At 41.7% G+C, this 13,712-nt stretch carries 9 protein-coding genes; 4 read left to right on the plus strand and 5 right to left on the minus strand.

Annotated features, from left to right (window positions below):
- The first annotated feature begins 261 nt into the window (after positions 1–261).
- The 3 genes from typA (at position 262) to ACLI1A_RS06720 (ending at position 4,818) form a co-directional block, all read left to right on the plus strand.
- Positions 262–2,061, plus strand: a complete 1,800-nt coding sequence (typA, locus tag ACLI1A_RS06710) for a translational GTPase TypA (RefSeq protein ID WP_411407412.1) — start codon at positions 262–264, stop codon at positions 2,059–2,061.
- Between the two features lie 152 nt (positions 2,062–2,213).
- Positions 2,214–2,876, plus strand: a complete 663-nt coding sequence (locus ACLI1A_RS06715; protein WP_411407414.1) for a hypothetical protein — start codon at positions 2,214–2,216, stop codon at positions 2,874–2,876.
- Between the two features lie 73 nt (positions 2,877–2,949).
- Complete coding sequence (locus ACLI1A_RS06720) at positions 2,950–4,818, plus strand: M1 family metallopeptidase (RefSeq protein WP_411407416.1); 1,869 nt, start codon at positions 2,950–2,952, stop codon at positions 4,816–4,818.
- A 70-nt stretch (positions 4,819–4,888) separates the two neighbouring features.
- Here ACLI1A_RS06720 and ACLI1A_RS06725 read toward each other — a convergent pair whose 3' ends face one another.
- The 3 genes from ACLI1A_RS06725 to ACLI1A_RS06735 all read right to left on the minus strand — a co-directional run bounded on the left by ACLI1A_RS06725 (position 4,889) and on the right by ACLI1A_RS06735 (position 10,569).
- Positions 4,889–5,551 carry a hypothetical protein gene (locus tag ACLI1A_RS06725; protein ID WP_411407418.1) on the minus strand — a complete coding sequence of 221 codons (663 nt, stop codon included), beginning with the start codon at positions 5,549–5,551 and terminating at the stop codon, positions 4,889–4,891.
- 251 nt (positions 5,552–5,802) lie between these two features.
- Complete coding sequence (locus ACLI1A_RS06730) at positions 5,803–8,106, minus strand: choice-of-anchor L domain-containing protein (protein ID WP_411407420.1); 2,304 nt, start codon at positions 8,104–8,106, stop codon at positions 5,803–5,805.
- 159 nt (positions 8,107–8,265) lie between these two features.
- Entirely contained in the window at positions 8,266–10,569 is a 2,304-nt protein-coding gene (locus tag ACLI1A_RS06735) for a choice-of-anchor L domain-containing protein (protein ID WP_411407422.1), read from the minus strand.
- A 269-nt stretch (positions 10,570–10,838) separates the two neighbouring features.
- Between ACLI1A_RS06735 and ACLI1A_RS06740 the strand changes: the two genes are divergently transcribed.
- Positions 10,839–11,771, plus strand: a complete 933-nt coding sequence (locus ACLI1A_RS06740; RefSeq protein ID WP_411407424.1) for an alpha/beta hydrolase — start codon at positions 10,839–10,841, stop codon at positions 11,769–11,771.
- An 18-nt stretch (positions 11,772–11,789) separates the two neighbouring features.
- On the opposite strand, the gene ACLI1A_RS06745 is transcribed toward ACLI1A_RS06740, so the two are convergent.
- Positions 11,790–12,389 carry a hypothetical protein gene (locus tag ACLI1A_RS06745; protein WP_411407426.1) on the minus strand — a complete coding sequence of 200 codons (600 nt, stop codon included), beginning with the start codon at positions 12,387–12,389 and terminating at the stop codon, positions 11,790–11,792.
- Between the two features lie 18 nt (positions 12,390–12,407).
- Positions 12,408–13,562, minus strand: a complete 1,155-nt coding sequence (locus ACLI1A_RS06750) for a THUMP domain-containing class I SAM-dependent RNA methyltransferase (RefSeq protein ID WP_411407428.1) — start codon at positions 13,560–13,562, stop codon at positions 12,408–12,410.
- Positions 13,563–13,712: the final 150 nt, after the last annotated feature.

The raw sequence follows: 13,712 nt of genomic DNA on the forward strand, positions 1-13,712 counted from the left end.
AACGTTAAACAAATTTAGGTTAAACAATTTGTCTTCTTGCTTAAACAGTTCTTAAATTTTAACTAATAACCGGATAGTTATTAACAGTATAGGTAATATGGTGCAGTAGAATGACAGGAGTTTATAGCCCGTAATTGTACTATAATCCTTAAGCAGGTGTTATGCAGGTGTAAATTTTAATGCATTGGGGCTAACATGCTCATAACTAATGTTTTTTTTGTCAAAATAAAGTGTACCTTTGCACCTTCAAAAAAAAGGAAGATGGCTGCTATCAGAAACATTGCAATTATTGCCCACGTTGACCACGGTAAGACTACCCTGGTAGACAAAATTATGTACCACTGCCAACTGTTCCGTGATAACGAGAACACAGGCGACCTTATCCTGGACAACAACGACCTGGAGCGCGAACGCGGTATTACCATTACATCTAAAAACGTATCGGTAACTTACAAAGGCACAAAAATCAACATTATAGATACTCCGGGCCACGCCGACTTTGGTGGCGAGGTAGAGCGTGTACTAAACATGGCCGACGGTGTACTACTACTTGTAGATGCTTTTGAAGGCCCAATGCCTCAAACGCGTTTTGTACTTCAAAAAGCAATTGCGCTTGGCCTTAAGCCATGTGTGGTTATAAACAAGGTAGATAAGGAAAACTGTACACCTGAAGAAGTACACGAAAAAGTATTCGACCTTATGTTTGAGCTTGGTGCAGAGGAGTGGCAGCTTGATTTCCCTGCTGTATACGGTTCGGCTAAGCAGAACTGGATGAGCGTAGACCACAAAATTAAAACTGAAAACATAGAGCCGCTACTGGATATGGTACTGGAGCACATACCGGAACCAAAAGTATCTGAAGGTACGCCGCAGCTGCTTATCACGTCTCTAGACTTTAGTAGCTTTACAGGCCGTATAGCTATTGGTCGTCTTCAGCGTGGTACGCTTAAAGAAGGCCAAAACGTAAGCCTTGTTAAGCGCGATGGTAAAGTAATAAAGACTAAAATAAAAGAACTTCACGTTTTTGAAGGTATTGGCCGTAGAAAAACTGATGAAGTTCAGGCTGGTGATATCTGTGCTATTGTAGGTCTTGAAGGTTTTGAAATTGGTGATACTGTTGCTGATTTTGAAAACCCTGAAGCACTTGCTACAATTGCTATTGATGAGCCTACAATGAGTATGCTTTTCACCATTAATGATTCTCCTTTCTTTGGTAAAGAAGGTAAATTTGTTACCTCTCGCCACATTAAAGACAGGTTAACAAAAGAGCTTGAAAAAAACCTTGCCCTACGTGTAAACGAAACGGACAGTGCTGATAAATTCATGGTTTTCGGCCGTGGTGTACTTCACTTGTCTGTACTTATCGAAACAATGCGTCGTGAAGGTTACGAACTTCAAATCGGTCAGCCGCAGGTTATCATCAAAGAAATTGACGGTGTTAAATGTGAGCCAATCGAAGAGCTTACAATTGACCTACCTGAAAACCTATCGGGCCGTGCAGTAGAATTTGTAACGCTTCGTAAAGGTGAAATGCTAAGCATGGAGCCAAAAGGTGAGCGTATGATTATACAGTTCAATATTCCTTCTCGTGGTATCATCGGTCTTAGGAACCAGCTACTTACTGCTACTGCAGGTGAGGCTATTATGGCTCACCGTTTCCTTGAATACCAGCCGTTTAAAGGTGAAATTCCAGGACGTCTTAGCGGATCGCTTATTTCTATGGAAAACGGTAAGGCTATCCCTTACTCAATTGACAAACTACAGGAACGTGGTAAATTCTTTGTAGACCCTAACGAGGACATCTACGAAGGCCAGGTAATTGGTGAAAACAGCCGTGGCGATGATATGGTTGTAAACGTAACCAAAACTAAAAAACTTACTAACGTTCGTTCGTCTGGTGCAGATGATAAGGCAAGGATTATCCCTGCTATTAAATTCTCACTTGAAGAGGCACTGGAGTACATCCAGAAAGATGAGTACGTAGAGGTAACGCCTAAGAGCCTTCGCCTGCGTAAAATCTACCTTAACGAGAACGACCGTAAGCGTTTTAAAATTGCTTAGTTAGTTGATGGTTGTTGGTTAACAGTTGTTAGCCTGCACTATCACTGTGATATATGAAACTCCTGCCACTTGGCGGGAGTTTTTTGTTTAATGCAGGCAATAAGGCAATAACCAAATATTTATCTTAGCACATTTTAATCAACTAACTATTTATGGTCAAAGGTTTTTTTCAGTTTATACTTTTCGGAATTGTTTTTATCGCTATTATTATATATCAGTTTTTTTTTAGCAAAAAAGCGGTCGTAAAGCGTAGCCTTAAAAAATTTCCTGTAACACGCATTGGTAATTTTAAAGAAGGAGAACGAGGAAGGATTACAGGAACGATAATTTATGCAGGCAAAATTCTTGAAGCTCCTTTATCCGGTAGGGAATGCTGCCATTACTATGTGCATATCGAAGAAAGTTCGGGGGGTAAAAGCAATAGTTGGAATACCCTTGTAGAAGAAGAAATTACCGGTACAGTGGTACTGCAGGATGGTAACCATTATGCACTGATGAAGCATGCTAATCTTAAAAGTTATATTGTGCAGGACAGGGATTACAGTTCCGGTACTTTTAATGATGCCACCCCTCAGTTAGAAGCTTATCTTAACGATCGTGGCCACGAAAGCGTAGGTGTTTTAGGTTTTAATAAAAGTATACGATATAAAGAAGGCATACTTGAACAAGGCGAAAGGGTAACCGTAGCAGGTTTGGGCGAATGGAAACAGGCGGAAGATGTAGGGCTGCCGGCTGAATATGGTACCGTGCTTGTAATGCGTTCCGGTACTGATACGATTTACATGAGTGATGCAAGGGATATTGTGAATGGATAGCTTGTTGAGGGTTAAAATGAACTAATGCACAATCATTGTTTTTAGCTATTTTTGCCGTAAACACAACGTCATCATGAAAAAAATACTTTTTAGTATAGCCCTTGCCGGTATGGCATTCCAGCTACAGGGGCAGGAGCTGTACATGCCGCGTAATATAAAACAAGCTTATGCCAATGGCACGCGCAGTATTACGGGTGCACCGGGGCCTAACTACTGGCAAAACAAAGGTGTATACAACGTTAAGGTGCAGGTAGATGATAAAACCAAATTGGTTACCGGCACCGAAACCATAGCTTATACAAACAACAGCCCCGATGAAATGCGTGGGCTTATCATCCGTTTTGTAAATAACATACATAAACCCAATGCACCGCGCAGCAATTATGCAAGTGATGATTTTCTTACCACCGGGCTCAAGATTACGGCACTGTCTGTGAATGGTGAGAAAATTGATGCAAAAAGCGAAAACTGGGGTACTGTAGGCGGCGTGCGCCTGAACAAAGCCCTGTCAGCGAAATCTGTTGCAACGATTACTATTTCATGGGAATACCCTTTGTCTAAAGAAAGCGGCAGGGAAGGGCAGCTGGACCCCGAAACGTTTTATGTAGCTTATTCTTATCCGCGTGTGTCGGTGTATGACGATTACAACGGTTGGGATATGTTGCCACATACTGACGGGCAGGAGTTTTATAACGACTTTAACGATTATAATTTCGAAATTTCGGCACCAAAAAACTACGTGGTTTGGGCTACGGGCGATTTCCTGAACCCGGAAGACGTATTGCAGCCCGAACACCTGAAGCGCTTTAAAAAGTCGCTTAAAGAAGACAAGATTGTACACGTGGCTACTGAAGCCGAAATGAAAGCCGGTAAGGTTACTAAACAGTCCGACTGGAATACCTGGAAGTTTAAGGCTGATAATATTACCGATTTCTGTTTTGCCCTGAGCAACCATTACGTTTGGGATGCCGCCAGTGTGCAGCTAAAAACAAAACGTGCCAGTGTGCAGGCTGCCTATAACAACGGTGCCAAGGATTTTGAACAATACACCGGATGGATGCGCTACAGCCTTAAGTGGTATACTGATAATTGGCCGGGTGTAGAGTACCCTTATCCGGTAATGACTGCCATACAGGGTTTTGCAGATATGGAATACCCTATGATGATTAACGACAGCAGTATACCTAATGATTTTCAGGATGCGCGCCTTACTGCCGACCACGAAATAGCACATACGTACTTTCCGTTTTATATGGGGATAAACGAAACCCGCTATGCCTTTATGGACGAAGGCTGGGCCACCACACTGGAATACTTGATTGGAATTGACGAAAATGGCATAGAAAAAGCCGAACAGTTTTATAAAAACTTCCGTGTAGACCGTTACTCTAAGTTAGTAATGACCGAGGTAGACCAGCCCATAATAAGTATGAGCAGCCAGGTTAATGGCTCGGGTTATGGCTTTAATGCCTATACCAAGCCATCATTAGCGTACCTTGCCCTTAAAGATTACCTGGGCGATGCTTTGTTTAAAAAGGCGCTGCACCATTATATGGACAACTGGAATGGCAAGCACCCTATACCATGGGATTTCTTTTATAGCATGAATACCGGTTCTGGGAAAGACCTGAACTGGTTTTGGAACAACTGGTTTTTTAGCAATAACTATATTGACCTGAAAGTTACTGCCGCCACGGCTAACGGTAGCAATATAAATATTAGTTTGGATAATATGGGAGGCTTTGCAGTGCCGTTTGATGTAGTTGCCACCCTTGAGGACGGTTCTAAAGAGAAAACGCATTTTACACCTTCTGTATGGGAATCGGGTAGTGGCAAGGTTAATGTAACCGTTAGTGCCAAAAAGAAAGTCACTTCAATAGAAATAAATGGCGGTATTTTTATGGATACTACCCCGGCTGATAATACAATGCAGGTAAAGTAATTGTATGTAATATAAAACAAATGCCCACCCTTTTTGGGGTGGGCATTTGTTTTGCGGGACTATTTTAATATTATTTTCTTCGCCATGTATGTCCGTCAAGGTCGTCAAAGCCCATTATGCCTTTTCCCTGTACAAAATAAACGTACTTAAGTGTGGGTAAAGGCCATTGAGCAGACGCTCCGGTTTCATTAATGGTTGTACGAATAACACCGGTGTAGGTTGTATTCTGGGCTTGCAGCGTATATTCTTTTTTAGAAAGATCGATACCGGTTTCGGGGATTTTCTCAGAAAAAGGTTTTAGTCCTATAGATACTGTAAAATCTGAATCATCAGATGGTATTGCATTTATGCCGCTGAAAGACGTAGGCCATTTTTTCTGCCTGATAAAAAAGGAAGATTCTCCTAAATAAGCTTCTTTGCGAAATAAGGTAGAATACATTTCTATATATTGCTCGTCATAATAAAAATTGACAAAATCCTGAGAGTTGGTATTTTCAGCTTCAGAATGTTTTGTAATTTCATTAAGGCGGACTACAAATTGTAATGTTTCCAAATCCTCATTTACATAAGTAATGGTATCGCCGGGATTGTAGCAATTTGTAGGAATTAATTTTAATACGTCGTCATCATTAAACTGATAATAAGACGTTTTAGCACTAATAGTGTTGGTGTCTTCAGCAGTACAACTGCACAGCAGACACACAATAGTAAGGGGGAGTACTATTTTTTTCATCTTCTTGGGGGCATTGTAATTACAAAGTTACTAACTTAAAGTACAAAAGTAAATAGGTAAAACCCTATAAAAACAAATGTTACGATAAGGTTTTCTTATACAGTAGTCGTTTTCCTGTTAGAAATGTAAAGATATAAAATATTAACAATCAAAAGTTTACATTTTTAAATATTTTTTACTCGCCCAAAGAAGAAAAGCCGAAAATGTTTTTTAAAACACTATAAACTATAGAAAATTTAGTAGGTTTTTGCTTATCTGATAAGTGAAAAATGCCCGCGTACAATCCTGCCATTCTCTAAAGTTATGGTAAACCAGTAGTCTGATGCTGGTAACGGATTTCCGTTTAGTGTCCCATCCCACCCGGTAGAATTACCAAAGAATCCGTATAAAAGCTTACCGTAACGGTCAAATATTTTTACCGTTACATTAGGGCGGGTGTTAAGGTGACGGATGTACCAAGTGTCGTGTACACTGTCGCCGTTAGGGGTGAAATAATTTGGGTAATCAAGTATAAAAGCGGTTTTAGTTTTTATACCACAACCGTTTTCATCTTTTACAAAAATGGTATACTCACCACTTTCCAGCCCGGTAAACGCATTACTGTTTTGCCATTGTATCCCGTCTGTAGAATATACATAATCTCCGGGGCCCTGTGCCAGTACCTTAATACTGTTATAGCCGCCGTTAAAGTCGTTTACTTCAAGGCTTATAGACGTGGCAATACCCGATTCGTTTACGGTAAAGGTTTTTGTACCCACGCATCCATGAATATTGGTAAGCGTAACTTTATAAGTACCTGCCGCGGCTGTAGAAATTGTTTGCGTGGTTTGCGCAGGCGTGGTGTCCCATAGGTACGACGTAAAACCGCTACCGGCATCGAGCGTTACGGTGTCGCCCTGGCATAGGGTAATATCTTCATTCGCTATGGCACTGCCAAAGGTATATACAATAAGCTGCACCGGTACCATGCCATAACAGTCGTTGCCCTGGGTTAGGCGGGCATATACGGTTTGGTTGTTTACTATGGTATTTGTGTACGCTTCCGGGGTAGTAATGGGATTACTGAGTACCAGGGCATCGTTATACGATGGGTAATACTTAAGCTGAACACCGGATGGCAACCCGTTTAAAATTGCACTGTTTTGTGTAGTGAGGTCAAATGTATAATAACCGTCTTCATCTGTATCGCAGGCCTCCATAGGGGCTGGAGTAGCAAGGGTATTGTTAGATGTGTCCAGCGTAACCACAGCTACACCGTGGCAACCATACTGATCCTGAATACGTACATATATGGGCTGAAGCGAGGTGGAGTTATAAAATAATGAAGGGTTAGCAATGGCATTGGTATTATTATCGGCATCATTTTGTGTAAGGAAATACCCCACTGCCTGATAATTTGTGTTGCCGTTTGCAGCTACCTGTCCGGCTTGTTCCAGATTATAAGCAGAAAGTCCGTCGGTATCATCATCACATTGTAGTAGCGTATAGCTGCCCAGTGTTAGGGGAGCACTATATTCCAGTGTAATTTCTCCCTCTATAGCACAGCTGGGGGTAAAGCTTATTTCTACTTTGTATGTTCCGGTAGAAGTGGCAGTATACGTGGCCGATGTAGCTCCACTAAGTGCAGCCCCGTCTTTGTACCACTGGTAACCCGTAGCACTTGGTGTTGTACCGTCGATAACAAAAGCTTCACCGTTACACAATGGATTATTGGTTGCAAAAAGCCTGTCGGGGCCTAAATCGGCTTGCGAGTTAAAACTGCCCCCGCCTAAAAATATGGCAGAATCATAACGGTAATTGCCCTCATCGGCAATAACCAGTTTTATATGGTATTGTGTACCCGGAACCACTGTTGCTGTGGCATCCATTACCTTAGTTTGCCCGTTAAAGTTAGTAGGGTAGTCGGTGCCGTTAAAAGCATCAAAATATTGTTCATTCTGTGCCGGGCAGGCTCCGGGAATATTCGGGTGTACCGATGTAACCTTTACGGGAATATCAGTACCGGGAACTATAGCCAGGTTTTGATAGGGGGCTGCACTGCCGGCTTCCTTTAATAAAAAGGCAAAACCGTCGGAATAGGTACAGGGGGCGGTATCGTGGTATTCTTCACTGGCCAGCAGGTAGCTAAAATGTATGTTGTTTGCCAGCGGAATAAAGTCAAATTCAAGTACCGTAGCGTTTACTGAGTTGTTAATGCCTAATGATTGCTGCAAGTCGGTATCGCCGCCCCAGTTAAGTCCGCCTCCGTCATCCTGTAGGGTAGTATTAGGGCCTATGGCTTTAATAGCACGTCCGGTACTTAGTATTACACCTTCCTGTAACGGAAAAATACTGCCATTACTGTTAAAATAACCATAGCTGTGGGTGCCGTCATCAAAGAAGCCTCCTGAAACCGATACATTGCTTACCGAAATACATTGGTTTTGAACCAATACATTCTGTATAAGTTGCGTTCCTGTATAGGTATCGTCTACCTGTATGTTTTGGGCTGTAGCCGAAATACTTACAAGTACAGATAATGCAGTAAAAAAGAGGTGTAATCTACGTTTGTCCATTGTAGCGGCAAAGATAACCTACCTGTTATATTTTTGTGTAATAAACGTTTATTTTAACGTTTATCTTACAATTAATTACATTTTGTAGTGTAGATAGTGATGCTAATCTTTATAAGATGTACTAAAAAGGTTTTTAAAATGATATTCGGTAGATTTTGACTAACGTATTAGGGCAAAGTGTCCTTTTACATTATCGCCGTTTTCCAGGTTAATTACAAACCAGTAATCAGTAGCCGGTAAGGGCTTACCGTTTAGCGTACCATCCCAGCCTTCAGAGCGGTAGCCAATATTTGTAATCAGTTTTCCAAAACGGTCGAATATGTTTACCGATACCCCCGGGCGAGTGGTTAAGTAGCGTATGCGCCACGTATCTTGCGTGCCATCGGCATTTGGGGTAAAGTATTTAGGGTAGTCCAGTATGTAAAGAGATTTGCTATATACGGGGCTACAGCCATTTATATCGCGTACATAGAATGTATAATGACCGGTTTCAAGCTCATCAAACACGTTGCTATCCTGCCAGTTTACACCATCAAGCGAGTATTCGTAGGTTCCATAACCACCAGCAGTTACTATAAGGCTGTTGTGGCTACCCCTAAAGTCGTTTACTTCATAGGTAACATCTGCTGCCGCCCCTGATTGTTCTACAGTAAAAGTTTTACTGCCCTGGCATCCCTGGGTATTTACAAAAGTTACGGTATAGTCTCCGGGAGTAGTTACGGTAAGGGTTTGCCCAGTCTGAACCGGAAGAGTATCCCATGTATACGAAACATAGCCTGTACCGGCATCAAGCGTTAAGGGGTGGCTGTCGCATAAAATAACCGATTCAGGCAGTATAGCATTGCCAAAACTATATACTATCAGCGGAACCTGTATTGTGGCGGCACAACCCTGGGCATTGCCAAGCCGGGCATACAATGTTTGTGTGTTTTTTGTGGTGTTTATAAAACTGCTACCCAATGGGCTAATATTTGCAATTGCTTCTGTTTCGGTGGTAAAAAATGACAGTGTGGTGCCGGTAGGGTAGCCGGTAAGTATTGATGCCGAAATACTATCAAGGCTGAATGCTGTATAACCATCATCGGTACCATCGTCATCACAAAGTCCGATAGGAGTAACCGGTAATGTTGCAAATACCGGAACAGAAAGTACTACAGGCATACTTACTATACAGCTGTATTCATTCCTTACACGTGCATATATGGTTTCATCCGCTACGGTATTGTAAAAAGGTGTGTCGTTAGAGGCAGGTATACTATTAATATCTGCGTTGGCATCGGCAAGGCTGCTGTGGTAAGACACTACACTAATCCCTGTGTTGTTTTCGGCTATTTGTTCCGAAACCTGCGGCAGGTAATATGCCGTAAGTCCGTCATTGTTTTCATCGCATTGGTAGTATGTATATGGTGCGGTGCTTATGGGCGCGGCATATTCCAGGGTAATTTCCCCGTGGGCGGTGCAGGTACCTGTTAGTTGTATTTCGGCGCTGTACCTGCCGGGTGTTGTAACGGTTAAAAAAGCGCTTGTTTCACCGGTTAATATATCCCCGTCTTTATACCACTGGTATGCTACGGCATTAGGTGTGGTGGCATCAAGCTGTAGGCTCTCCCCATTACACAGCGGGTTGTCGTTTGCTAACAGCCTGTCAGCTCCTAAATCTATCGTTGCAGCAAAAGTGCCTGCGCCCAGAAAAATAGCCGAGTCAAACTGTGTGTCCCCCTGATCGGCAATTACCAGTTTTATGTGGTAGGTTGTTCCGGCAACTACTGTAGTAGATGCTGTAAGTATTACGGTTTGCCCGTTAAAATCGGTAGGGCTGGTAAAACCATTATAACCGTTAAAATACTCTTCGTTAGCGGCGGTGCAGCCGCCCTGGCCACGTACCGAGGTTACTTTTACAGGGGTAGTGGTTCCCGGTACTACTGCAAGGTTTTGGTAAGGCTGTGCAGAACCTGCCGGTTTTATAAGAAAGGCGAAACCATCGCTAAAGTTACACCAGGCAGGTGTTGGCGGATTCTCTATGTATTCTTCTGAGGCAAAAATATAATCAAAGCTGATATTATTAGTAATAGGCACAAAGTCAAACTCTAACACAGTGGCATTTTGAGTGTTATTAGTGTTTAATGCATTTTCCAGATCGTTATCGCCATCCCAGTTGTTAGTGGTGTCGCTAAGGTTTTGATTATTAGGACCCGGCACTGAGGAAGCAAATCCCGAACTGAGTACAATACCTGCATTAAAAGGAAACGATGAAGTACCTGCATTAAAATACCCATAGCTGGGAGAGCTGCCCGGAGCACCTTTTACAGATATATTACTAATCTGTGCACATGAATTTGCAGTAAGCACATCTACAAGCTGTTGTGCTGTATATGTGTTGTCTACAACAACATTTTGTGCGGAAGCTGAAAAGCCCGCAGAAATGATTATGATAAGAGTAAAGTGTAGTATTTTTATTTTCATGGGAAGACAAATTTACAGCAAATAAAGCCGAATTTGGCTACAGGTTTATGTTAAATATTTGAATTTAAGTAAAATATAAGCTTCTTCTGGGTTTTGATTTTTGTTAAAACGTTTGCGTCCCTTTTTTACGTATGCATACAATATGAATATGGAGTAAATATTTCATTTGGGTTTAAATAACGAATTGGTTTCCGCTTGTTATTTTATTTAAGTATTACTTATCCCAAAAAGATTATCTTAGTGCTTTGAACCAAAAAACGCATTGTTTTATGAAAAAGATAACGGCTTTACTTTTCTCGCTGGTCATAAGCTTTACTGCCTTTGCTCAGGGCAAAGTAGAGAAGATAGATAATTTTAAATCGAAATATGTAAAGAAGCGCAATGTAGAGGTGTACCTTCCGGCGGCTTATTTTGCTAACCCAAAGCAAAAGTTTCCGGTGCTTTACATGAACGACGGGCAAAACGTGTTTAACCCCGAAACATCTATGAACCATATAGCCTGGGAAGCCGATGCCACTGCTGATAAGCTGATAGGGCAGAAAGCAGTAAAACCAATGATTATTGTGGCAATATGGAACGGTGAAGATACCAGGGTAAACGAGTATTTCCCGGAAAAGGCTGCCGCTAATTTTAGCCCTGCCGATAAAGATGCCCTTAGTAAGGCAATGAAGCAATTTGGGGTTAAAGATGAAAAGCTTCTGGGCGACGAATACCTGGAGTTTTTGGTAAAAGAACTAAAACCTTACATAGACAGTAAATACCGCACGCTGGCCGATGCCCCTAATACAGCCATTTGTGGTAGTTCTATGGGAGGGTTAATTTCAATTTACGCAATATGCGAATACCCGGCTGTTTTTGGAGAAGCTGCCTGCCTTAGCACGCACTGGCCTATACTGATGAATAATGACAATATGGGGCCTTCTATGGCCATAAAACAATATGTGTGGGAACACATGCCGGATCCTAAAACGCACAGGCTGTATTTTGACTACGGTACCGTAACCTTAGATCAGTACTACGAAGTTCACCAGCGCATGATTGATGATATGCTACGCAGTAAGGGCTATTTAGAAAACAGGAACTGGCTTACGGTAAAGGCAGAAAATGCGCCACATACCGAGAAAGCCTGGCAAGAACGATTTGATAAAGTGCTGGCATTCCTGTTTATGCAGGATAAGCCGGGAACAATAAAAAGAGGGTAGCTTTTAGCTACCCTCTTTTTATTGTTGTTCAAAAATTTTATTAATTCTGGGCTGAAGTATCCATACGCCTATGAAGAAAAACCATATCAGAAAAAATTCGGCAATAAAGTCATTGAATACCACATTTCTTTGTAATTCAATACTTTTAAATGCTTTTGCACTAAAATAGTAACAGTATACTACACAAAGTATAGTTAAAAAATTAAAGGGTATTATCAAAATTAAAAATGGATTTGGAATACTGCTCTCATCTAAAGTGATGGATATATTTATCATTATAAAACAAATGACTAACAAATACACAATAGGTACAATTAATGACAGTTTAAAAAGTCTGAGATTGAGGTTAACTCCTTCCGGTATTTTTTTATACAGGTTAGTTCCTAATGTGTACTGCCATAAAAACTGTAAAGTCGTTACTATCACTAAGATAATGGGTAATATCCTTGTCATTGAAGAAATTCCGTCAATTATTATCTGAGGATCTTCAGGATTTTTCATCGTCATGGCAAACATGTTTACAAACATATAAACGCTAAAGCCTGTTTGTAAAATCATAGGTATGGCAAATATTATTATAAACAACTGCCAGTGTTTTAACTGTAATAACTTTTTCATGTTGGTTGGTTTTAAATCTTATTGCTGAAACTTAGCCTTTTTACTGCCTTCATACATTTCGTATTTTACCAGGCGCGCTTCCAGCTTACCGTTAAACAGTTTTATCTTGCGTGATGGTTTTAGTCCAACGAATTTCAGAGCCTCAAGATTACCGGTAATAAACCAACCGTTAGTATTAGGGTAGCCCTGTTTAAGGGTGTCGCCTATTTCGCGGTAAAAACGCTCCAGGTCTATATCCAGACGCTCACCATACGGCGGGTTAAATACCATGTGCAGCGGGCCTTCGGTTTCTTTATTAGTGTCAAAGAAATTCTCCTGACTTATGGTTACATAGTCTTCCAGGTTAGCATTGCGTATGTTGTCTTTGGCTTTAAGCACTGCCGATGGCGCTTTGTCATAACCTTTTATGGTGTAATGGAATTCGCGCGTTTTGTTCATTAGCGAATCTACAATCTTATCGAACAGGTCGTTATCCCAGTCGGCCCATTTTTCAAAGGCAAACTCCTTACGGTTTATGTTTGCCGGTATGTTGCAGGCTATCATAGCAGCCTCTGCCAGTATAGTACCGCTACCACACATAGGGTCAAGGAAATGTGTACTGCCATCCCAGCCGCTAAGTAGTAGCATACCGGCAGCCAGTACCTCGTTTATAGGGGCTATGTTAGTAGCACTGCGGTAACCGCGGTGGTGTAGTGAACTGCCACTGGTATCAAGCGCTATGCTGCATTGCTCTTTAAATATATGCACATTTATGCGCAGGTCCGGGAAATCTTTATCGATGTTAGGACGTTTACCAAATTTATCCCGAAACTGGTCTACAATGGCGTCTTTGGTTTTAAGGGCCACAAACTGCGAGTGGGTAAACTCTTCTCCGCTTACGGTAACATCTACCACAAAGCTTTGGTTTACATTCAGGTACTTGCTCCAGTCTATGCTTTGCACGCCGGCATACAGCGCCTTTTCATTCCACGCCCTAAAGCTGTGTATGGGTTTAAGTATTTTCAGGGCGGTGCGCAGTGCCAGGTTGGCTTTGTACATAAAGCCTTTATCGCCTACAAAGCTTACCATGCGCACTCCGGGTTCTACACTTTGTGCACCCATCATTTGCAGTTCTTTCGCCAATACTTCTTCAAGGCCAAACAGGGTTTTGGCCACCATCTTAAAATTTTCCATCGGGCAGTAGTTTCAAGCTGCAAAAATACATTTTATAAATGGAAGTTGGCTATCTGTACAAAAAAAGGACTGTCTCAGGAGTAGTTGGTACTACTGTTTTCCATTTCGACTGCAGCGAAGCGGAATGGAGAAATCTCTTAAAAATGATTT

It is taken from the genome of Flavobacterium sp. RHBU_3, from assembly GCF_046613565.1.
Taxonomy (GTDB): Bacteria; Bacteroidota; Bacteroidia; order Flavobacteriales; family Flavobacteriaceae; genus Flavobacterium.

Bases quoted from the DNA above. Each gene is read 5' to 3' on its own strand.
- typA (WP_411407412.1), top strand. From the start codon at position 262: ATGGCTGCTATCAGAAACATTGCAATTATTGCCCACGTTGACCACGGT.
- ACLI1A_RS06740 (WP_411407424.1), top strand. From the start codon at position 10,839: ATGAAAAAGATAACGGCTTTACTTTTCTCGCTGGTCATAAGCTTTACT.
- ACLI1A_RS06730 (WP_411407420.1), bottom strand. From the start codon at position 8,106: ATGGACAAACGTAGATTACACCTCTTTTTTACTGCATTATCTGTACTT.
- ACLI1A_RS06735 (WP_411407422.1), bottom strand. From the start codon at position 10,569: ATGAAAATAAAAATACTACACTTTACTCTTATCATAATCATTTCTGCG.
- ACLI1A_RS06750 (WP_411407428.1), bottom strand. From the start codon at position 13,562: ATGGAAAATTTTAAGATGGTGGCCAAAACCCTGTTTGGCCTTGAAGAA.
- ACLI1A_RS06745 (WP_411407426.1), bottom strand. From the start codon at position 12,389: ATGAAAAAGTTATTACAGTTAAAACACTGGCAGTTGTTTATAATAATA.
- ACLI1A_RS06720 (WP_411407416.1), top strand. From the start codon at position 2,950: ATGAAAAAAATACTTTTTAGTATAGCCCTTGCCGGTATGGCATTCCAG.
- ACLI1A_RS06725 (WP_411407418.1), bottom strand. From the start codon at position 5,551: ATGAAAAAAATAGTACTCCCCCTTACTATTGTGTGTCTGCTGTGCAGT.
- ACLI1A_RS06715 (WP_411407414.1), top strand. From the start codon at position 2,214: ATGGTCAAAGGTTTTTTTCAGTTTATACTTTTCGGAATTGTTTTTATC.